The 20,976-nt window shown below is 37.7% G+C and carries 13 protein-coding genes and 1 pseudogene; 9 read left to right on the top strand and 5 right to left on the bottom strand.

Annotated features, from left to right (window positions below; all coding sequences use genetic code 11):
• The first annotated feature begins 111 nt into the window (after nucleotides 1-111).
• From GQR56_RS19810 to GQR56_RS19800, 3 genes are all read left to right on the top strand, one after another.
• The gene (locus GQR56_RS19810) at nucleotides 112-1,119 is read left to right on the top strand and encodes an NAD-dependent epimerase (RefSeq protein WP_166114824.1); all 1,008 of its coding nucleotides are present in this window, start codon (nucleotides 112-114) and stop codon (nucleotides 1,117-1,119) included.
• Between the two features lie 927 nt (nucleotides 1,120-2,046).
• Nucleotides 2,047-3,402 carry a phosphoglucosamine mutase gene (glmM, locus tag GQR56_RS19805; RefSeq protein WP_166114821.1) on the top strand — a complete coding sequence of 452 codons (1,356 nt, stop codon included), beginning with the start codon at nucleotides 2,047-2,049 and terminating at the stop codon, nucleotides 3,400-3,402.
• Between the two features lie 538 nt (nucleotides 3,403-3,940).
• Entirely contained in the window at nucleotides 3,941-5,107 is a 1,167-nt protein-coding gene (locus tag GQR56_RS19800; RefSeq protein WP_166114818.1) for a nucleotide sugar dehydrogenase, read from the top strand.
• 1,010 nt (nucleotides 5,108-6,117) lie between these two features.
• Here GQR56_RS19800 and GQR56_RS19795 read toward each other — a convergent pair.
• Complete coding sequence (locus GQR56_RS19795; RefSeq protein WP_166114798.1) at nucleotides 6,118-6,312, bottom strand: hypothetical protein; 195 nt, start codon at nucleotides 6,310-6,312, stop codon at nucleotides 6,118-6,120.
• Nucleotides 6,313-6,861: 549 nt separating this feature from the next.
• Between GQR56_RS19795 and cysD the strand changes: the two genes are divergently transcribed.
• The 4 genes from cysD to cysC all read left to right on the top strand — a co-directional run bounded on the left by cysD (nucleotide 6,862) and on the right by cysC (nucleotide 11,739).
• Nucleotides 6,862-7,770 (top strand): sulfate adenylyltransferase subunit CysD, encoded by a 909-nt coding sequence (cysD, locus tag GQR56_RS19790; protein ID WP_166114793.1) that lies wholly within the window; start codon nucleotides 6,862-6,864, stop codon nucleotides 7,768-7,770.
• A gap of 92 nt (nucleotides 7,771-7,862) precedes the next feature.
• The gene (gene cysN / locus GQR56_RS19785) at nucleotides 7,863-9,269 is read left to right on the top strand and encodes a sulfate adenylyltransferase subunit CysN (RefSeq protein WP_166114791.1); all 1,407 of its coding nucleotides are present in this window, start codon (nucleotides 7,863-7,865) and stop codon (nucleotides 9,267-9,269) included.
• A 72-nt stretch (nucleotides 9,270-9,341) separates the two neighbouring features.
• Nucleotides 9,342-11,069: an SLC13 family permease gene (locus tag GQR56_RS19780; RefSeq protein ID WP_166114788.1), complete on the top strand. Its 1,728-nt coding sequence runs from the start codon at nucleotides 9,342-9,344 to the stop codon at nucleotides 11,067-11,069.
• Nucleotides 11,070-11,136: 67 nt separating this feature from the next.
• Nucleotides 11,137-11,739 (top strand): adenylyl-sulfate kinase, encoded by a 603-nt coding sequence (gene cysC, locus GQR56_RS19775; protein WP_166114785.1) that lies wholly within the window; start codon nucleotides 11,137-11,139, stop codon nucleotides 11,737-11,739.
• Nucleotides 11,740-12,518: 779 nt separating this feature from the next.
• Here cysC and GQR56_RS19770 read toward each other — a convergent pair.
• Nucleotides 12,519-13,867: pseudogene (locus tag GQR56_RS19770) on the bottom strand (MBL fold metallo-hydrolase).
• Nucleotides 13,868-14,044: 177 nt separating this feature from the next.
• On the opposite strand from GQR56_RS19770, the gene galU reads away from it, so the two are divergent.
• Together galU and GQR56_RS19760 are read left to right on the top strand one after the other, a co-directional pair.
• Nucleotides 14,045-14,926 carry a UTP--glucose-1-phosphate uridylyltransferase GalU gene (gene galU / locus GQR56_RS19765; RefSeq protein WP_166114782.1) on the top strand — a complete coding sequence of 294 codons (882 nt, stop codon included), beginning with the start codon at nucleotides 14,045-14,047 and terminating at the stop codon, nucleotides 14,924-14,926.
• 419 nt (nucleotides 14,927-15,345) lie between these two features.
• Nucleotides 15,346-15,819: a peroxiredoxin gene (locus GQR56_RS19760; RefSeq protein ID WP_024611142.1), complete on the top strand. Its 474-nt coding sequence runs from the start codon at nucleotides 15,346-15,348 to the stop codon at nucleotides 15,817-15,819.
• Nucleotides 15,820-15,916: 97 nt separating this feature from the next.
• Here the strand turns inward: GQR56_RS19760 and GQR56_RS19755 are convergent, their stop codons facing one another.
• From GQR56_RS19755 to coaBC, 3 genes are all read right to left on the bottom strand, one after another.
• Nucleotides 15,917-18,709: a prolyl oligopeptidase family serine peptidase gene (locus GQR56_RS19755; RefSeq protein WP_166114778.1), complete on the bottom strand. Its 2,793-nt coding sequence runs from the start codon at nucleotides 18,707-18,709 to the stop codon at nucleotides 15,917-15,919.
• Nucleotides 18,710-18,883: 174 nt separating this feature from the next.
• Complete coding sequence (gene slmA, locus GQR56_RS19750) at nucleotides 18,884-19,471, bottom strand: nucleoid occlusion factor SlmA (RefSeq protein ID WP_024611140.1); 588 nt, start codon at nucleotides 19,469-19,471, stop codon at nucleotides 18,884-18,886.
• 123 nt (nucleotides 19,472-19,594) lie between these two features.
• Nucleotides 19,595-20,788 (bottom strand): bifunctional phosphopantothenoylcysteine decarboxylase/phosphopantothenate--cysteine ligase CoaBC, encoded by a 1,194-nt coding sequence (gene coaBC, locus GQR56_RS19745; RefSeq protein WP_166114775.1) that lies wholly within the window; start codon nucleotides 20,786-20,788, stop codon nucleotides 19,595-19,597.
• Between the last annotated feature and the right edge of the window lie 188 nt (nucleotides 20,789-20,976).

The following is a 20,976-nucleotide window of genomic DNA, read 5'->3' as shown; positions in this document are numbered from 1 at the left end:
AAGCCACATTACATGAGCCATGAGCGCGAAGTAAATTCGCACCTACGGGTTGGGTGTATGTATTGATGTAGGTGAGGTTTTACACCTCGCTTTTATTATTAAAGGAAAAATATGAAATACTTGGTAACTGGCGCTGCAGGCTTTATAGGTGCAGCCACATGTCAAAAATTGTTATTAGCAGGGCATGAGGTTGTAGGTATTGATAACCTTAATGATTATTACGATGTAAATTTAAAATTAGCACGTTTAGCGCAATTTGAAAATCATGAAGCTTTTACATTTATTAAGCTCGATATAGCAATACGACCAGTAATGAGTGAGCTATTTAAAACTCATCAGTTTGATAAAGTAATACACTTAGCGGCTCAAGCTGGTGTACGTTACTCGATAGAAAACCCAGATGCTTACGCTGACTCTAACTTAGTTGGGCATTTAAATGTGCTAGAAGGGTGTAGAAATAATAGTGTTAAGCATTTGGTTTATGCATCGTCTAGTTCTGTATATGGTTTAAACGAAAAAACGCCATTTGAAACAACGGATAGTGTTGATCATCCCGTTTCATTTTACGCTGCTACTAAAAAAGCGAATGAGCTTATGGCGCATAGCTATTCGCATTTATATAGTTTACCAACGACGGGGTTACGCTTTTTTACCGTTTACGGACCATGGGGTCGTCCAGATATGGCTCCATATATTTTTACTAAAAAAATACTTGCCGGCGACACTATTGATATAAATAATAATGGTGATATGTGGAGAGATTTTACTTACATAGATGATATTGTTGAAGGTGTAGTACGTGCCGCTGATGTAATACCTACAGCAAATCCTGATTGGCGAGTTGAAACAGGCTCACCTGCTAGTAGTTCAGCTCCGTACGCTGTTTATAATATAGGTCATGGAAGCCCAATTAATTTAATGAAGTTTATAGAAGCTATTGAAACTGAACTCGGTATTGAAGCTAAAAAGAACTTTCGTGAAATGCAGGCCGGTGATGTTTATAAAACCTTTGCTGATACACAAGATTTATTTAAGATCACAGGTTACAAAGCTCAAGTTGATGTTAAACAGGGTGTGAGCCAATTAGTTAAATGGTATAAAGAATTTTACCAAAACTAAAGTTTAAGTATTCATAGAAGGCACCCTTATGGTGCCTTTTTTATTTTCTATGTTTATTTTGTAGGTGAGGTTTTACACCTCGCTTTTTACTTTTAAAATATTAAAGCTAAGTTACATGAGCGCGAAGTAAATTCGCACCTACAAGTTTGGCGTATGTTGTTGGGCTTGATATTTATTGTAGGTGAGGTTTATACCTCGCTTTGCTTTTTAAATATTAAAACCACGTTATATGAGCGCGAAATAAATTCGCACCTACGGGTTTATCGTATGTTGTTGGGTTTGATGTTTTATTTGTAGGTGAGGTTTTACACCTCGCTTTTGCTTTTAAAATATTAAAACCAGGTTACACAAGCGCGAAGTAGATTGGCACCTAAGGGTTTGGCGTATGTGTCGGGTTTGATGTTTATTGTAGGTGAGGTTTTACACCTCGCTTTGCTTTTAAAATATTAAAAACACGTTACACAAGCGCGAAGTAAATTCGCACCTACAGGTTTGGCGTATGTTGTTGGGTTTGATGTTTATTGTAGGTGAGGTTTTACACCTCGCTTTTTGCTTTTAAAATATTAAAACCACGTTACACAAGCGCGAAGTAAATTCGCACCTACGAATATGGTGTATGTGTATGTGTAGGTTTTGATGTTTTTTGTAGGTGAGGTTTTACACCTCGCTTTTTGCTTTTTAAATATTAAAACCACGTTGCACAAGCGCGAAATAAATTCGCACCTACAGGTTTGGCCTATGTTGTTGGGTTTGATGTTTATTGTAGGTAAGGTTTTATACCTCGCAATATTACTAATTTATAAATGAAAAGCGTGAGTTTAATTCACGCTTTTTGCTTTTTTACTACGGCGTTATTTTTAAAATAATGCAATTAACTATATTAATTGTGCGTAAATTACGCCCCGTTAAATTGATCAAGGAATAATTATGCCACGCAAATATTTTGGTACCGATGGAGTAAGAGGTAAAGTAGGGACTTTTCCTATCACTCCAGATTTTGCAATGAAATTAGGCTGGGCTGCAGGCACTGTTTTAGCTTCAAGCGGCACAAAAGAAATTTTAATAGGTAAAGATACACGCAACAGTGGTTATATGTTTGAGTCAGCTATTGAAGCAGGGCTTTCTGCTGCGGGTGTTAATGTTGCATTTGTTGGTCCTATGCCAACCCCTGCGGTTGCTTATTTAGCATCAACCTTTAGGGCTGATGCTGGCGTAGTTATTAGCGCATCACATAACCCATATTACGATAACGGCATTAAGTTTTTTAATAATTTTGGTACTAAGCTAAATGACGAACAAGAGTTAGAAATTGAAGCCCTGCTAGAACAAGCATTAAACAACAATGCGATGCAATGTGTAAGCTCTGAGCTTTTAGGTAAAGCAAGGCGTATTAACGATGCCGCTGGTCGGTACATTGAGTTTTGCAAAGGTACATTTGCTAAAGATTTAACGCTTGATGGTTTAAAAATTGTTGTAGATAGCGCTAACGGCGCTGCTTACCATATAGCGCCAAATGTTTATGCCGAGTTGGGTGCTGAAGTTATTAGTATTAACGATAAGCCAAATGGTTTAAATATTAATGAGCAATGTGGCGCAACTCATTTAGATAGCTTACAAGAAGCCGTTTTAGCCAATAATGCTGACTTAGGTATTGCGCTTGATGGTGATGCCGATAGGCTTATGCTTGTTGACAGCACTGGTGCGATAATAGATGGCGACCAAATACTTTATATTTTGGCTAAGTCAGCAAAGCTGCAAGGTAAAATGGATGGTGGTGTTGTCGGTACGCTTATGTCTAATTTAGGATTAGAGTTAGCATTAAAGCAAATGGATATTCCGTTTAAGCGCGCCAAAGTAGGTGATAGGTACGTTGTTGAGCAATTAAAAAATACAGGCTGGAAGTTAGGTGGTGAAGGTTCGGGGCATATTTTACATTTGGATTATGCAACTACAGGTGATGGAATTGTCGCTTCGCTTTTGGTTTTAACTGCACTTATTCAACAAAATGAATCGTTAAATGAATATGTTGCTGGTATGCAAAAACTACCCCAAGTGCTTTTAAATGTTCGTTTATCTAAAAATAATGCGAATGAAATACTAAACACCGATTTAGTAAAACAGGCAGTAATAGAAGCCGAAACGATATTGGCTGACACCGGTCGTGTTTTATTGCGTAAGTCGGGCACAGAGCCACTTATTCGTGTAATGGTTGAGTCTACAGATTCTGTAGCATCGCAAACACAAGCAGAAAATATAGCTACGGCAATCAAAGCGCTTTTATAGGTTTTGTAGGTGAGGTTTTACACCTCGCTTTTGCTTTTAAAATATTAAAACCACTTTACACAAGCGCGAAGTAAATTCGCACCTACAGATTTGGCATATGTGTTGGGTTTGATGTTTATTGTAGGTGAGGTTTTGCACCTCGCTTTTGCTTTTAAAATATTAAAGCCACGTTACACAAGCGCGAAGTAAATTCGCACCTACAGGTTTGGCGTATGTTGTTGGGCTTGATGTTTATTGTAGGTGAGGTTTTACACCTCGCTTTGTTTGCATTAAAGCTGCATAAAACTACGTTACATGAGTGCGAAATAAATTCGCACCTACAGGTTTTGTATTTAATTCAATCGTAAACCCGTATTTATAGGTTGTGCTAATAACGTTATAAAAATAGCTGGCGTTAACGAGTAATACCTACTTTTATTCATTACAGAACCTAAAACCCCGCACGATCTCATTTAAGTTTATAACTATTAACCATTCGTATTGTTCAGTGGCTCTGGTAGAATTAATCATTAGTTATGAATAACCTCAAAGGATTAATATGAAAATTACAATAGTAGGCACGGGTTATGTTGGTCTTTCTAACGCTATGTTATTAGCGCAACATAATGAAGTTGTTGCACTTGATATCGACGAGCAGAAAATAGCGCTTTTAAATAAAAAACAGTCTCCTATTGTTGATACTGAAATTAGCGCTTTTTTGTCGCGCGATGATTTAAATTTCACCGCGACTACAAATAAATTAGCTGCATACGAAAATGCTGACTTTATAATAATTGCGACACCTACTGATTACGATGTAGAAAATAATTACTTTAATACTAAGTCGGTAGAAGCTGTTATTAAAGAAGCTACACAGCATAATCCAAATGCTGTAATGGTAATTAAATCGACTGTACCAGTAGGGTTTACCCAAGATATAAAAGAGCTGTTAGGCATTAATAATTTAATATTTTCACCTGAATTTTTACGTGAAGGTAAAGCACTTTACGATAACTTGCATCCGTCACGTATTGTTGTTGGTGAACAAAGTGAACGCGCCACCGTGTTTGCTAACTTACTTAAGCAAGGCGCTATAAAAGCAGATATTGAAGTTTTGTTTACAGACTCAACTGAAGCCGAAGCAATTAAGTTATTTTCAAATACTTACCTAGCAATGCGCGTAGCGTATTTTAACGAGCTAGACAGCTACGCTGAAGCTCATGGTCTTAATAGTAAGCAAATCATCCAAGGTGTTAGCTTAGACCCACGAATTGGTAATCATTATAATAATCCATCTTTTGGTTATGGCGGTTACTGCTTACCCAAAGATACTAAGCAGTTACGCGCCAATTATGCAGACGTACCTAATAATATTATTGGTGCTATTGTGGATGCTAATACCACTCGTAAAGACTTTATAGCTGACTCTATTATTAAGCGTAATCCAAAAGTGGTTGGTGTATATCGTTTAGTGATGAAAACAGGTTCAGACAATTTTAGAGCTTCAGCTATCCAAGGTATTATGAAGCGCATTAAAGCAAAAGGTATTGAGGTTGTTGTTTTTGAACCGGTGCTTGAAGAAAATGAATTTTATCACTCGCGTGTGATTAAAAACTTAGATGAATTTAAGCAAATATCTGATGTAGTTATATCAAACCGCATGGTTGATGAGTTAAGTGATATTGCAGACAAAGTATATACACGTGATTTATTCGGCAGTGATTAATTGTAGGTGAGGTTTTACACCTCGCTTTGCTTTTTAAATATTAAACCAAGCTACACAAGCGCGAAGTAAATTCGCACCTCCAGGTTTGGCGTATGTTGTTGGGTTTGATGTTTTTGTAGGTGAGGTTTTACACCTCGCTTTGCTTTTTAAATATTAAAACCACGCTACACAAGCGCGAAGTAAATTCGCACATACAGATTTGGCGTATGTTGTTGGGTTTGATGTTTTTGTAGGTGAGGTTTTACACCTCGCTTTGCTTTTTAAATATTAAACCAAGCTACACAAGCGCGAAGTAAATTCGCACCTACAAGTTTGGCGTATGTTGTTGGGCTTGATTTTTATTGTAGGTGAGGTTTTATACCTCGCTTTTGCTTTTAAAATATTAAAGCCACGTTACACAAGCGCGAAGTAAATTCGCACCTACAGGTTTGGCGTATGTTGTTGGGTTTGATGTTTATTGTAGGTGAGGTTTTACACCTCGCTTTTTGCTTTTAAAATATTAAAACCACGTTACACAAGCGCGAAGTAAATTCGCACCTACGGGTTTGGCGTGTGTCGGGTTTTATGTTTATTGTAGGTGAGGTTTTATACCTCGCTTTTTGCTTTTAAAATATTAAAACCACGCTACATGAGCGCGAAGTAAATTCGCACCTACGGGTCGGGTGTATGTATTGATGTAGGTGAGGTTTTACACCTCGCTTTTTACTTTTAAAATATTAAAGCTAAGTTACACAAGCGCGAAATAAATTCGCACCTACGGGTCGGGTGTATGTATTGATGTAGGTGAGGTTTTACACCTCGTTTTTTGCTTTTTAAATATTAAAGCCACGCTACATGAGCGCGAAGTAAATTCGCACCTACGGGTTTGGTGTATGGGTCGGGTGTATGTATTGATGTAGGTGAGGTTTTACACCTCGCTTTTGCTTTTTTATATTTAAGCCAAATTACACAAGCACGAAATAAATTCGCACCTACGAGTTTGGCTATAAGGTAACTCACAAAATTCAAAGCTAAAATGAGAACATTAAATTTAAGTTTAAAAAAGCCGATATTGTAAAATAATATCGGCTTTTTTTTGCAACTTTTTCTTTAATAAATACTTCGCCCTCGGTTATCCAACCGGCAAAACCATAGTTAGGTTGGCTCGACTGGTAGTCGTGTTTATCATCAGCAAAAGGTGCTTCAGTCGCATTTGTAAGCGGCATTACTTTGTTGTTTTTTATTTTTTATCTGTATGGCTGCCGCTAAAAAGTTGAGATGATTCATCGTTTAGGTAACTCAATAAGTAAATTTATATGTGTAACTTATAAAGTAGAGCACCTATTAGATTGTACTATCATTTTAGAAATATTTTATTACGGAGTGGCTGCGGGTATATGCCACTTTATTAAAAAGTACCTTACTTATTTTATGCTATCCGATTTTTTTTAAGCTCTGTAATGCAAACAAATAAAAGGCAACGTTTAGGTTTTATACCTAGAAATATCAACGCCGGTGTTTTAGGGCGCACTGGTGCTTATAAAAACCATTGGTATTAAAAGTAATTAGACATAACTAAAAGTTAATGTCACTGGTTCAACTAATTCGCTATCCTTACCTTCAATAGCATAAATATTACCTTGTATTTTTCACCGTTATAGAAATTTACATTGGCTGTAAAGTTTAATTAATTTAGATAAGTAAACTTAAATGAATTTATTTTTATTTAATAACTTAGCTAAAACTTTAATGAATCTAGGATATAAATAAACATTATGAATGAAGATAAGTTGACCCATTTAAAGGCGCTTGAAGCCGAATCGATTCATATAATGCGTGAAGTGGCTGCTGAGTTTGGTAACCCAGTAATGCTGTATTCTGTAGGTAAAGATTCTTCGGTGTTATTACATCTTGCAAGAAAAGCATTTTACCCAGGAAAAATCCCATTTCCATTAATGCATGTAGACACTACATGGAAATTTAAAGAAATGATTGCATTTCGCGATCAAGTAGCTGAAAAATATAACTTTGATTTAATCGTCCATAAAAACCCACGCGGTGTTGAAATGGGTATTAGCCCATTTGTTCATGGTAGTGCAAAGCATACCGATATAATGAAAACCGAAGGTTTAAAGCAAGCACTTGATATGCATGGTTTTGATGCTGCCTTTGGTGGTGCTCGCCGTGACGAAGAAAAATCGCGTGCTAAAGAGCGTGTTTATTCATTCCGTGATTCTAAGCATCGTTGGGATCCTAAGAATCAACGCCCTGAGTTATGGAATATTTATAATAGTAAAGTTGATAAAGGCGAAAGTATCCGTGTTTTCCCACTTAGTAACTGGACTGAGTTAGATATTTGGCAATATATTTATTTAGAAGGTATTGAGATCCCATCTTTATACTTTGCTAAAGAACGCCCTGTTGTTGAGCGTGATGGTACGCTAATCATGGTTGATGATGAGCGTATGGAAATTCAAGAAGGCGAAGAAGTTCAGCAAAAAATGGTGCGTTTTAGAACACTTGGTTGTTACCCATTAACGGGTGCAGTTGAGTCGGTGGCAACAACATTACCTGAAATTATTCAAGAAATGCTGTTATGTACTACATCTGAACGCCAAGGCCGTGTAATTGATAATGATTCTGCAGGCTCTATGGAAAAGAAAAAAATGGAAGGTTACTTCTAAGCTATTGCAGATGACAGTTAGCTATTAGCTAACTGAGTTAAATTTTTTACCAGTCATTTATTGCTGGATGTAGAAAGATTAAGGATTTTAAGATGTCTACAAATACGTCTCTAATTGCTTCTGATATTGAAGCTTATTTAAAAGTTCATGAAAACAAAGATATGCTACGCATTTTAACGTGCGGTAGTGTTGATGATGGTAAATCTACATTAATTGGTCGTTTACTTTACGACAGCAAAATGATTTTTGAAGATCAGATGGCTGCTATCGAAAAAGATTCAAAACGTTTTAATACTACCGATAACGACTTCGATTTAGCATTATTAGTTGATGGCTTACAGTCTGAGCGTGAGCAAGGTATTACCATTGACGTGGCTTATCGTTACTTTGCTACAGAGCAGCGCAAATTTATTATTGCAGATACGCCAGGACATGAGCAGTACACTCGTAACATGGCAACAGGTGCCTCTACGTGTGATTTAGCGATTATTTTGATTGATGCTCGCCACGGTGTGCAAGTACAAACACGTCGCCATAGCTATATTTGTTCTTTGCTGGGAATTAAAAATGTAGTTATTGCTATTAATAAAATGGATGCAGTTGGTTACGAGCAATCGGTATATCAAGATATTAAGAAAGATTACCGCGAGTTTGCTAAAAAACTATCGTTTGACGATATTCGCTTTGTGCCAATTTCGGCGCTGCGCGGCGATAACGTTGTAAACGAAAGTGAAGCAATGGCATGGTACCCTGGCTCTACATTAATGAAGCTGCTTAATACGGTATCGATAGATCGTGCAACTAACGATGCATTTAGACTACAAGTTCAGTATGTTAACCGTCCTAACTTAGATTTTCGTGGCTTTAGTGGCACAGTTGCCGCTGGTGATATTCGCGTTGGTGATACGGTTGCTTCACTACCTTCTGGTAAAGAAAGTAAAGTTAAGTCTATTGTAACGTTTGACGGCAATCTTGAAAAAGCAACTGCTGGCATGGCTATTACCTTAACGCTTGAAGATGAAATTGATGTAAGTCGCGGCGATATGCTAGTTCGTCCTCATCAAAAGCCTCATTCTGCTAGTGGTTTTGAAGCTGATGTTGTGTGGATGACCGAAGAAGCGTTAAAAGTTGACCGCGAGTACGAAATTAAAGTTGGCACTAAATCTGTTTACGGACATGTAGAGCAAGTTAATTATAAAGTAGATGTAAATACTTTAGATAAGCAAGATGCTACGCAGCTAAACTTAAATGAAATTGGTAATTGTCAGTTTGCATTAACTGCACCAGTGCAGTTTGACGCTTACGATGTAAACCGAAATACAGGTTCATTTATTATTATTGACCGCTTTACTAACGTAACTGTTGGTGCGGGTATGATACGTAAACCATCAGAATCTAAAGCTAATAGCGCAAAAAGTGAGTACTCTGCATTTGAAGTTGAGTTTAATGAATTAGTACGTAAGCATTATCCTCACTGGGATGCTAAAGTAATTCGCTAAACAACCTATGTTAAGCATGGCGGGCTTTTTAGCCCGCTTTTTTTTCCCTTACTAAGGATGGCTACTTTAATCATGCCATTAGATGCTTATTTAACGCTTTTTATTTTTGCACTAACAGTTTTAGGTTTAGTTGTTTTGCAAAGCCGGCCCGTTGCTGTTTTTGGTGGGACGCTAATTGCCTTAATTGGCTGTGGTTTAGTTACTAAAACACAGTTTTTGACGAGTATTGCAAACCCTGGGCTTGTGACTTTAATTTTACTTGTTTTATGCTCTTTAGCACTGGAAAAAACCCGACTATTAAGAGTTATTGCCTCTAAAATAATTGTAAGTAATTACCACTCTACATGGCTTAGGCTTTTTGGTGTTACGACACTGTTTTCGTCAATTTTAAATAATACAGCCGTTGTGGCAACTTTATTATCTCCTATACGTAATAACCCTCATCATTTTTCGAGTAAATTATTATTACCTTTATCGTATGCCTCTATTTTAGGCGGCACTTTAACGCTAATAGGTACATCAACTAATTTAATTGTAAACTCAATGTATATTGAGGCTTCTGGGCGTTCATTATCGTTTTTCTCCTTTACTGTTATCGGTTCTATTTTGGTTATTACTTGCGGTATTGTTATGTACTTTTGTAGTGGAATGCTGCCAAGTATTGAGCAAAAAAAGGCGACGTCTGAAGGGTACTTTATTGACGCTAAAGTAAAAAATGACTCGGAGTTGGTGGGTAACTCTGTAGAGGCGAATGGTTTGCGTCATTTAGAGTCGTTGTTTTTAGTTGAAATAGTCAGAAAAGGTGGGTTAATTAGCCCTGTATCACCATCGGAGGTTATTCAACCTGCTGATAGACTGATATTTTGTGGTGAAATTACAAAGCTACTTCAACTGGGGCAGTTTTCTGGCTTAGAAATTTTTGCTGAAAAAAACGGTAGGCTAAATAGTAACTTAACAGAAGTTGTTGTTAGGCAAGAAAGTATTATTGTTGGCAAAACATTAAAATCCACTGGCTTTAGAGCGTTGTTTGATGCTGCGGTTGTTGCTATTAAGCGCGATGGCGATCAGGTTTCGGGAAAACTTGGAGACGTGGTAATTCGTTCTGGCGACTTTTTAGTACTCGCTGTTGGTAGCGATTATAAAAGCAGAACCAATATTACTAAAAACTTTTTAATTCTTTCGGGGGTCGAACCCGAGTCGAGAATTAACGGCTGGCGTGCTTGGTTATCGATTGGTGGATTTATTTCTACAATAATACTAGCGGCTGTGGGTGTGTTAGATTTACTCGAAGGGTTAGTGCTATTACTAGGTGGCTTGTTGTTTACACATAGTTTAACCGCAAGTGAGTTAGTTAGGCGTTTTCCGGTTGATATTTGGCTGGTGGTATCGTCGGCTATTTTACTTTCTAATGCGTTAGTAAACTCTGGTGTGGTAGACACTTTGGGTGTGTTTATTGGTCAGTACAACGACCCAAGCTACGTATATACAGCATTAATATTGCTTTATATAGCCACGTGGTTAATGACTGAGTTTGTAACTAACAATGCCGCCGCTGCGTTAATGTTTCCTATAGGGTACACAATAGCGCTTGGTTTTGGTGTTGATGTATTGCCGTTTGTTATGACGGTGGCTTTTGCTGCGAGTGGCAGCTTTATTAGCCCTTATGGTTATCAAACCAATTTAATGGTGTTTAATGCGGGTAATTACTGTTTAAAAGACTTTGTAAAAGTGGGTTTACCTGTAAGTGTTGTATATGCGTTAGTTGTTTTAATATGCATACCAATATTTTTTCCATTTTAAATATAAATAGCTAGGTGCTTTTAAATAGTAAAAGGTAAAACCTAGAATCAAAATTGACGTGAGAACTATGAAACAAGATGAAAACATTGTATGGCATGATCAAACTGTGTCACGAGATCAAAAACAAGCGCATAAAGGTCATAAGCCGGTATTACTTTGGTACACAGGACTAAGTGGTTCTGGTAAATCAACAATTGCGAATGCGGTTGAAGCAAAGTTATTTGAACTAGGCTGCCATACTTATTTACTTGATGGCGATAATGTTAGAATGGGCTTAAATAAAGGGCTTACTTTTAGCGATGAAGACCGCGTTGAAAATATTCGCCGTATTAGCGAAGTGGCTAAATTGTTTGTTGAAGCGGGTTTAATTGTATCGACTGCTTTTATTTCGCCATTTGCCGCAGACCGAGCTCAAGCTCGAGGCATAATGACTGACGGTGAATTTTTAGAAGTGTTTATAGATACACCGATTGAGGTTTGTGAAAGCCGCGATCCAAAAGGGTTATACAAAAAAGCGCGCGCAGGTGAAATTCCTAACTTTACAGGTATAAGCTCAGCATTCGACGTACCAGCAACTCCTGAAATACATGTTAAAACAGCTCAACAAACAATAGAGCAAAGCGTTGAACAAATAGTAGATTACTTAAAACTTAACGGTATTATAAAGTAACCTCGTGTTTAAATTGTTTTGTAGGTGAGATTTTACACCTCGCTTTTTACTTTCAAAATATTAAACCAAGTTGCATGAGCGCGAAGTAAATTCGCACCTACAGGTTCGGTGTATGTTGTTCGGTTCGGTGTATGTTTTATTTGTAGGTGAGGTTTTACACCTCGCTTTTTTATATTAAATTTGCGTTAAAGCCAGGTTACATGAGTACGTGTAAAGTCGCACCTACAGGTTTGGTGTTTATTATTGGAGTTGGTATTTGGTATTTGGTGTTTGTTGTAGGTGAGGTTTTACACCTCGCTTTTTATATTAAGTATGCATTAAAGCCACGTTACACGAGCGCGAAATAAATTCGCACCTACAGGTTTGGCGTATGTTGTGGGTTTTGATGTTTATTGTAGGTGAGGTTTTATACCTCGCTTTTTACTTTTAAAATATTAAAGCCACGTTACATGATTGATGTAAATTCGCACCTACAGGTTTGGCGTATGTTGTTAGGTTTGATGTTTATTGTAGGTGAGGTTTTATACCTCGCTTTTTTAAAATTCAAGCCACGCAATATAAGACATGAGCGCGAAGTAAGTTCGCACCTACGGGGTTGGTGTTTATTATTGGGTCTGGTGTTTATTGTAGGTGAGGTTTTACACCTCGCTTTTTAAAATTCAAGCCACACAATATAAGACATGAGCGCGAAGTAAATTCGCACCTACAGGTTCGGTGTATGTTGTTCGGTTCGGTGTATGTTTTATTTGTAGGTGAGGTTTTACACCTCGCTTTTTAACTTATCCCTTTCCAATTTCTATTAATACTTTACTACCTAGTAGAGTTTTGTATTTATCCGCTAATGCATTTTTTGCATCTTGATCGCCATGTACAATTTTAATATGTGTAGGTTTTTTTCGCATACCCGTTACAAATTTAATTAAACCGTTTTGATCAGCATGGGCGCTATAGCCACTAATGGTATGTATTTTTGCGTTTATGGTTATACGAGTATCGTTTATAAAAACATAGCCGTTACGTGGACCATATTTTTGTATTTCACGCCCTAATGTACCGCGTCCTTGATAACCTACAAAGAGCACATCGGTGGTTTTATCATTTAAAAATCGCTCAAGATAATTAACGATTCTGCCGCCACTGCACATACCACTTGCCGCTAAAATTATCGCAGGTGTTTGCCTAGAGCTTAAGTAATTGATAATGGCTTGGTGCTCTTTATGTGTATCAATCGTGGTTAAGTTTTTAAAATCGAGTGGATGGCGACCTTTTGCTACTTTGCGCTTGGCTTCTTCATCCCATAAATGTTTAAACTGTTTGTATTGCCGGGTGAAATTAGCAGCCATTGGGGAGTCAAGTATGACGTGTAGATTGTGCCATTTTGAATTTTTAGGTGCGCTATGTATTAACTGCTCTAGTTCGTAAAGTAGCTCTTGCTATTAATACCACTCCATTATCGGCAACAGCACCCTCAATTACATTTTTTAAAGTGTGAGTACGCTCTTTACGACCTTGATGGTTTTTATCGCCATAGGTTGATTCTATAACTAATGTATCTGCTTTATAGGGGGGGCTTAGGTGAAGGGAGGAGTGGTGTATAGGGTGCCCCCAAATCTCCTGAAAATACCACTCGATGTTTATTTTTATCATGCGTAATGTCAATTTCAACATAAGCCGACCCTAATATATGACCCGCTCTTTGAAAACGTGCCTTTGCGGTTTGCTCACCTTTACATGGCAAATCAAACCATGTTTTAAAATCAATAGCCTTTATTCTTTTTTTAAGTAAGCTTAAACATGCATTTATAATGTTGGGATCGCGAGTTATACCTACTTTAAGTGCATCCTCAATAACTAGCGGTAATAAACTTGCTGATGCTTTACTTGTAAAAATAGGTCCTTTAAAGCCTGCAGCTAATAAATAAGGAATGCGACCAACATGGTCAATATGGCAATGAGTAACAATAAGTGCACTTACGTTTGTTATACCAAATTCAATCGATAAATCGGCTTTAGAATCCTCCCCTTGAAATAGACCACAATCAATGAGAACTGATGTTTGCTTGTTAATAACAAGCTCATGACATGAGCCAGTCACACCATTAACAGCTCCGTGATGATATATTTGCATTGACCTTTTCTTCCCTTTCTTCTTTTAGATTGTTAAGTGTAGAAAAAATAACTAGAATTAAAAGTCTATGACAAAGTTACTATATTTAAAAACACTCTGTATCTATTCAGCTTATATCTATCTGGTAACTGATAAGTTAAATTTATAGTAAATCAATTTTAAGTATTAAGGATAAACATGAAAGCTGTAATACCTGTAGCAGGCTTAGGAACGAGAATGCTTCCAATGACTAAAGCAATTCCTAAAGAGATGTTGCCAATAGTTGATAAACCTTTAATTCAATATATCGTAAATGAATGTGTTGCAGCTGGTGTTAAAGATATTGTGCTAGTAACGCACAGTTCTAAAAATGCGATTGAAAACCATTTTGATACGAGCTTTGAGCTTGAAGCGACGCTTGAAAAACGTGTTAAGCGCGTACTACTTGAAGAAGTACGTTCTATTTGTCCACCAGATGTAACAATAATGAGCGTGCGTCAAGGTGAAGCAAAAGGGTTAGGGCATGCAATTTTATGTGCAAAACCAATTGTTGGTGACGACGATTTTGTGGTTTTACTACCTGACGTAATTCTTGATGCTTACACAGCTGATCAAAAAACCGAAAATTTAGCGGCAATGATCAAGCGTTTTAAAGAAACGCAAGCAAGCCAAATTATGCTTGAGCCAGTAGCTCAAGAAGATGTAAGTAAATACGGTATTGCCGATATTAATGGCGTGCAACTTAACGCAGGTGAAAGTGCTGCGATTAAAGCGATGGTTGAAAAGCCAGCGACTGAATTAGCACCTTCTAACTTAGCCGTTGTTGGTCGTTATGTATTAAGTAAAAACATTTGGCCATTACTGGCTAAAACACCGGTAGGCGCAGGTGATGAAATTCAATTAACCGATGCTATTGATGCGCTAATGGCACAAGAAACCGTTGAAGCGTTTCATATGAGCGGACGCTCGCATGACTGTGGCGACAAGCTTGGGTACTTAAAAGCGATTGTTGAATACAGCATGCGCGATGCAAAGTTAGGTAAAGAGTTTTCTAGCTATATGAGCCAGCTTACGAAGTAAAAATACAGTGAGTTAAAAAGAGGGTTCTTTTTTAACTGATCATAAAAGCGCGGTTTATACCGCGCTTTTGCTTTTTTATAGATGAGGTTTACACCTCGCTTTTATATGAATTTGCATTAAGGCCAGGTTATATGAGCGCGAAGTAAATTCGCACCTACGGGTTTGGTGTATGTTGTTCGGTTCGGCGTGTGTTTTATTTGTAGGTGAGGTTTTACACCTCGCTTTTTGTATTGAAGCTATGGAACATGAACCATGAGCGCGAAGTAAATTCGCACCTACGGGGTTGGTGTTTGTTGCTGGGTTTGATGTTTATTGTAGGTGAGGTTTTACACCTCGCTTTATCTTTGCTCGTAACCATGCAGTGGAAGTTGTATGCTGTAGCTTCACTTTTTATTATTCAATGTTATTAAGGATTTATCATGATTGAACAAGGTCAAACACTACCCGCTGTAACGCTTTCGCAATTAACAGATGACGGTATGCAAACACTGACTAATAATGAGTTGTTTGCAGGTAAAAAAGTTGTGTTATTCGCAGTGCCAGGCGCGTTTACGCCAACCTGTTCAAATGCGCATTTACCTGAATTTATTACACTTGCTGATAAAATCAAAGCAAAAGGCGTTGATGCAATTTACTGTGTATCGGTAAACGATGCGTTTGTAATGAAGGCATGGGGTGATTCTCAAAATGCGCAAGAAATTTCAATGCTTGCCGATGGTGACGCTAGTTTTGCTAAAGCATTAGGGCTTGATAAAGATACAGCAGGCTTTGGTGGCATTCGTTCTGCTCGTTACGCAATGATCATCGAAAACGATGTAGTAACGGGTTTATTTGTAGAGCAAGACAAAGAGTTTGTCGTTAGCCGAGCAGAAGCTGTTTTAGAAAAGCTATAAAGTTAAAATTTAAAGCTAAAATGTAGAACATTAGCTATTTAAGTTTAAAAAAGCCGATATTGTAAAACAATATCGGCTTTTTGTTTTTAGTAACGTTTTATTCTTTAACGAATGCTTCGCCTTCTGTCATCCATTTTGCAGCGGGCTTACCTTTTAGGTAATGATCAAAGTACTGCATCATACGGATTGAAAAATCGACCTGATTAGGGAATTTTTTCAAGTGATGTGGTTCACCTGCATATTGTAAAAACGTGGCGTCTTTTCCTGCACGGCGTAGTGCTAAGTAATACTGCACACTTTCATGCCAAGGCACTGCATCATCTTTATCGCCAGACATTATTAAAATAGGTGTATTAACTTTATCTGCAAAAAATACCGGTGAGTTTTCTATATAAAGCTCTGGGGCTTCAAATAAGTTTTTACCAATACGGCTTTGCCCCATTTCGTACTGAAATTGACGCGCAAGCCCCGATTTTAATCGAATGCCGCTATAAGCACTGGTCATGTTAGATACTGGCGCTCCCGATACAACGGCTTTAAACATATCTGTTTGCGTGATCATAAACGCACTTTGATAACCCGCCCATGAGTGACCTTGCAAACCAATTTTATTTTTATCAGCTATGCCTAAATCAATTAGCTTTTGAGTGGCGTTAATCATTGTTTGCGTTGACGATTTACCAGGATGACCTATCTCAAAACGAATATCAGGTAAAAATACCGCATAACCATTTGAGGTAAACATAGGAAAGTTAGGACGATGGTTTAATTCCATTGTTGGGAAATCATACATGCGCTGGCTCATATAACGATAAAAATACACAACAACCGGTACTTTATCGCCTTTTTTATAGCCTGCTGGTTTTATTAGTACGCCTTGTAAGTCTTCGCCGTCAAAGCCTTTATAGCTTATTAGCTCTGGCTTTTCGCCCCATGCAAAATTACTAATTTGTGGGTTTAGCGTCGTCACTTGTTTTGGTGAACTAAAACTAAAATCTGTTTGGTAGTAATCAGAAAATTGGCTATAAGTTTGTGAGGTAAACACGTACTTATCAGCTGCTTTTGCTTTTTTAACTACATCAAAGCGCTTATTACCGCTAAGTACTTTAGTTACTGTGCTAGTTGTTAAGCTGAGCTTTGCAACTTCGCTTTGTTTGGTTTGTAAGTTAATAGCAGAGACAAGTAACGTGTCGTCTTTTTTAAAGCCCACTTGGGTTTTATCAAGTTTAATAACACGGTACTGCGTATTACTTTGTTTGCCATTAGTTAAGCGTTTAGCTTGCTGCGTTTTTACATCAAACGCCCAAATATCGTATTTACTGTAGGCTAGTACTTGGCTGCTATCGGTTATCCAACCTGCAAAACCATAGCCTGGTTGGGTAGACGGGTAGTCGTGTTTATCATCAGCAAAGGTTGCTTTAATCGCTTTGGTGAGCGGTGTTACTTTGTTATTTTTTAAATCTTTTAGTTGTATTTGGCTGTCACTAAAATAAGCCGCAAATTCACCATTAGGCGCAAGGCTCGGTCTAAACGGATAGTCATTAATAATAGGTGTTTGTTTACCGGTATTTATATTTACTGCAAAGTAATCAGCAAAAAAACCGCCATACATTATTTTTTCTAGGTAGAGGATATTTGATGAGCCAAGTAAAGACACATTTCGCTCAGGGTTTAGTGCAACCTCTGGCATATTTGGTGTACTAAGTTGTACAACTTTTTGCGAGTTAACGTGATACACCGCGCTGTAATGGCGGTTTTTATTAACGTCGTTCCATTGTTGCTCTTCGCGTGGCTTTATTTGCGCGTCGTTGTTGTGCCACACATCTAAACCTTTATGTTCGCGTATGGTGTTAAAGTCATATAGTGAGGTTTCGTCGGTATATTTTTTGGCTTTTACTTTTGCGGCAAGTTTTGGATGGTTTTCAAAATATAAACGCTCGCCATCTTCAGACCATTCAAGAGATGCCGTTTTACCTATTACCCAGTCTTTATTTGGCGACTCTATAGTAGATAGTTGCTCATTTTCCCAAAGTTGCAACGAGTAGTTACGGCGTCGCATGTCGTCATTAACATAGTTCCCCAGCGTAAATACGACACTTTCGTTTGTCGGATGCCATGTAATTTTACTTGCTACAACGCCTGGCTCATCGATAAGTACACTGTGTTTAAAGTCATTTAAGCTCACAAGTACAATTTGATTGTTATTGCCATCAGTATAAGTTTGGCTAACGAGTAATTGGTCGTTGCTTGCACTTATGCCGTAGCTAAATACATTTTCTATTGTATGGCTGCGCTTATCGGCTAAATTTACGATAATGAGCGAGTAGGCTTTGTCTTTTTTATCAGGTGTTATGGCGTTATCATTTTTACTATTATTTTTAGTATCGCCTTTATCTTCTGTTTCTGTTTCTGTTTCTGTATCGCTATCTTCGTCAGCTTTTTTATTTAGGCGATAGGCAAGCCATGTTCCGTCATCTGATAATTTATAATCTTTTACATCAACAAAACTTTGTTGTTCACCTGATTGGGTATTAACGAGCACTAAGTTATTTTTGAGTGTGCCTTTTTTTTTGGTTGTTTCTTTTTCGAGTAAGGTAGGTACTTGCGTAAAGGCAACCCAGTTTGCTGCTTTATTAATATGTGGCTTGGTGCCGCGCTCAACTTCGCTAATTAGGGAGTTGCTACTTAATGAATAAACTTGCCCAGTTGCGTTACCACGATAAGGCGTTGCACTGAGCGATAAAATTTTTCCATCATCAGATAGTTCTGTATTTTTAGCTGATTTAAAACTAAACACATCTTTAAATTGTAGTGCTTCTTTTGCATAGACTGTAGTGCTAGCTAAGCTAACAATAAGCGCGGAGCTTAATAGGGTGAGCTTTGTTTTCATTATTGGTTCTCGTTTTTTAACATTAATTTATTGTAACGAGTTTTGTTTATATTTCGACTAGATCAGATAAGTAGCAGGCAGGGGCGATAAGTAACGTGCAGAGACAACAAAACGACCATAAGGTCGTTTTGTTAGTATGGTTAACTCATAAATTTGGTCAGCTATTTACAAAAACTATAGCCAAATTTTTTGCAATTCTGGCCATTGCTTTTCAAACTGTACACTTGGCTTTGCTTTAAAGTCGCTACGTACAAATTGATTCATTTTACCCTCAACATAGGCGAGTAAAAAGTTGGCAAGGGTAAGCTCGTCACTTTGAAAGTTTTTACCTTCACGTAGTTTTCGTTCACGAAGTACTTGTTTAAATTGGGTTTCTAACTTTTCAAATAAACCTTGTACACGCTCACGTAAACGACCTTGCTCACCTTGCAATGCATCGCCTGTTAAAATGCGTGTAATGCCTGGGTTTTTTTCAGCAAACGTTAAAAGGAGTAATAAAATATTATAAACTCGTGTTTGGCTTTCTTTTTCGTTTTCTAAAATAAGATTAATGCGTGATAAAAGGGTATCTTCAATAAACTCAATTAAGCCTTCAAACATACGTGCTTTACTAGGAAAGTGACGGTATAGCGCTGCCTCAGATACACCTACTTCAGCAGCTAATTTAGCTGTAGTAATACGCTGTCCAGGGCTTGTTTCTAACATTTGTGCGAGTGCTTGCAGTATTTGCTCTTTGCGATTACTTTTTTTTGTCGCAGGCATGAACGTTCCTTTCTATTAGTTTTTTTATTAGTTATTTCTTAGTGGCACAGTTAAGAGCTCTAGTCATTTTTTGTTCAAATGAATGGCGTATGTTAATGTTTTATTCAGTTTGTTTCCAGCCTTTTATAGATGTTTAGCCAGTTGTTGGATCACCTTTAGGGCAATTTCTGTTTTACTGCTTACTGTTAATTCTAGCTGCTCATTATGCCAATAAAGCGTTAAAGCATTTTGATCTGAATTAAATCCTAACCCGCTTTGCGATACATCGTTAGCGCAAATCATATCGAGGTTTTTGTTTTTAAGTTTACCTTTAGCGTAGCTTTCTACATTTTGTGTTTCGGCTGCAAACCCAACTGTATAAGGGCGGTTTTTCTCAAGATTAGCAATTGCTGCAATTACATCAGGGTTTTTAGTTAAGGTAAGTGTTAGTTCGTCGCCTTGTTTTTTCATTTTTTGAGTTGCAATAGTTGCAGCGCGGTAATCGGCAACGGCGGCGCAACCAATAAATGCATCTGATTGTGGTGCATAAGTTAGTGATTCATTTAATAGCTGCTCAGCGCTTTCAATATTTATTAAATTTACGCCAGTAGGGGCTTTAATAGTAACCGGACCCGAAATTAAATTAACCTTTGCACCTAATAGTAAAGCGGCCTCTGCAAGGGCATAACCCATTTTTCCTGAACTGTGGTTTGATATAAAACGAACCGGGTCTAGTGGTTCACGTGTTGGGCCTGCTGTTATTGTAATTGTTTTACCTAAAAGTAATTGTGGTTGCTCTTTTGCAATGCATAACTCAACCAGTTCATTAGGCTCTAACATGCGTCCTGCGCCTATATCTCCACATGCTTGCTCGCCTTTACCAGGTCCCCAAATAAGTACGTTACGTGCTTTTAGAGTTGCTAAGTTAGCTTGCGTAGCAGGGTGTGCATACATTTGTTGGTTCATTGCTGGTGCTACAGCTACTTTTGCAGGCGTAGCGAGTAATAGCGTTGTTAGTAAATCATCAGCAATACCAGCAGCCATTTTAGCAATAATATTACAAGTAGCTGGCGCAACTAAAATTAAGTCAGCCCATTTAGCAAATTCAATATGCCCCATAGAAGCTTCAGCTGAAGGGTCTAATAATGAGTCAGAGACTGTTTCGCCACTCACTGCTTGCATGGTTAAAGGCGTTATAAAATGTTTTGCTGATTCAGTCATTACTACTTTAACTTCACAACCATGGTCTTTTAATCGTCTAACGAGTTCTGCGCACTTATAAGCTGCAATTCCACCGCTAATGCCAAGTACTATTTTTTTATTGGTTAAATCAATCATGGTTGTTTGTAAGCCTTATTTTATATTGGGTTTAAAATAACAAATCTTTACGTTTACAGCTAAGTTTTTTAATTCGAAATAACTAAGTTAACTCTAGGGTCTGTTGATCTTTGCGGATTAAAATTTGTTCAAACTAGGGGCTATTTAATCGCGGCGCGAGATTTGTAACCTAGTGGGCTAAGTCAAAA

The sequence above is a fragment of the Pseudoalteromonas sp. Z9A5 genome, from assembly GCF_011378875.1.
In the GTDB taxonomy this organism is placed as follows: Bacteria; Pseudomonadota; Gammaproteobacteria; order Enterobacterales; family Alteromonadaceae; genus Pseudoalteromonas.
Note: the sequence above shows the minus strand (reverse complement) of the source record. Positions and strands in the feature narration are given on the sequence as shown.

What these genes read in the sequence shown, in the direction of transcription:
- GQR56_RS19810 (WP_166114824.1), top strand. Translation starts at nt 112, where the DNA reads ATGAAATACTTGGTAACTGGCGCTGCAGGCTTTATAGGTGCAGCCACA.
- glmM (WP_166114821.1), top strand. Translation starts at nt 2,047, where the DNA reads ATGCCACGCAAATATTTTGGTACCGATGGAGTAAGAGGTAAAGTAGGG.
- GQR56_RS19800 (WP_166114818.1), top strand. Translation starts at nt 3,941, where the DNA reads ATGAAAATTACAATAGTAGGCACGGGTTATGTTGGTCTTTCTAACGCT.
- GQR56_RS19795 (WP_166114798.1), bottom strand. Translation starts at nt 6,312, where the DNA reads ATGCCGCTTACAAATGCGACTGAAGCACCTTTTGCTGATGATAAACAC.
- cysD (WP_166114793.1), top strand. Translation starts at nt 6,862, where the DNA reads ATGAATGAAGATAAGTTGACCCATTTAAAGGCGCTTGAAGCCGAATCG.
- cysN (WP_166114791.1), top strand. Translation starts at nt 7,863, where the DNA reads ATGTCTACAAATACGTCTCTAATTGCTTCTGATATTGAAGCTTATTTA.
- GQR56_RS19780 (WP_166114788.1), top strand. Translation starts at nt 9,342, where the DNA reads ATGCCATTAGATGCTTATTTAACGCTTTTTATTTTTGCACTAACAGTT.
- cysC (WP_166114785.1), top strand. Translation starts at nt 11,137, where the DNA reads ATGAAACAAGATGAAAACATTGTATGGCATGATCAAACTGTGTCACGA.
- galU (WP_166114782.1), top strand. Translation starts at nt 14,045, where the DNA reads ATGAAAGCTGTAATACCTGTAGCAGGCTTAGGAACGAGAATGCTTCCA.
- GQR56_RS19760 (WP_024611142.1), top strand. Translation starts at nt 15,346, where the DNA reads ATGATTGAACAAGGTCAAACACTACCCGCTGTAACGCTTTCGCAATTA.
- GQR56_RS19755 (WP_166114778.1), bottom strand. Translation starts at nt 18,709, where the DNA reads ATGAAAACAAAGCTCACCCTATTAAGCTCCGCGCTTATTGTTAGCTTA.
- slmA (WP_024611140.1), bottom strand. Translation starts at nt 19,471, where the DNA reads ATGCCTGCGACAAAAAAAAGTAATCGCAAAGAGCAAATACTGCAAGCA.
- coaBC (WP_166114775.1), bottom strand. Translation starts at nt 20,788, where the DNA reads ATGATTGATTTAACCAATAAAAAAATAGTACTTGGCATTAGCGGTGGA.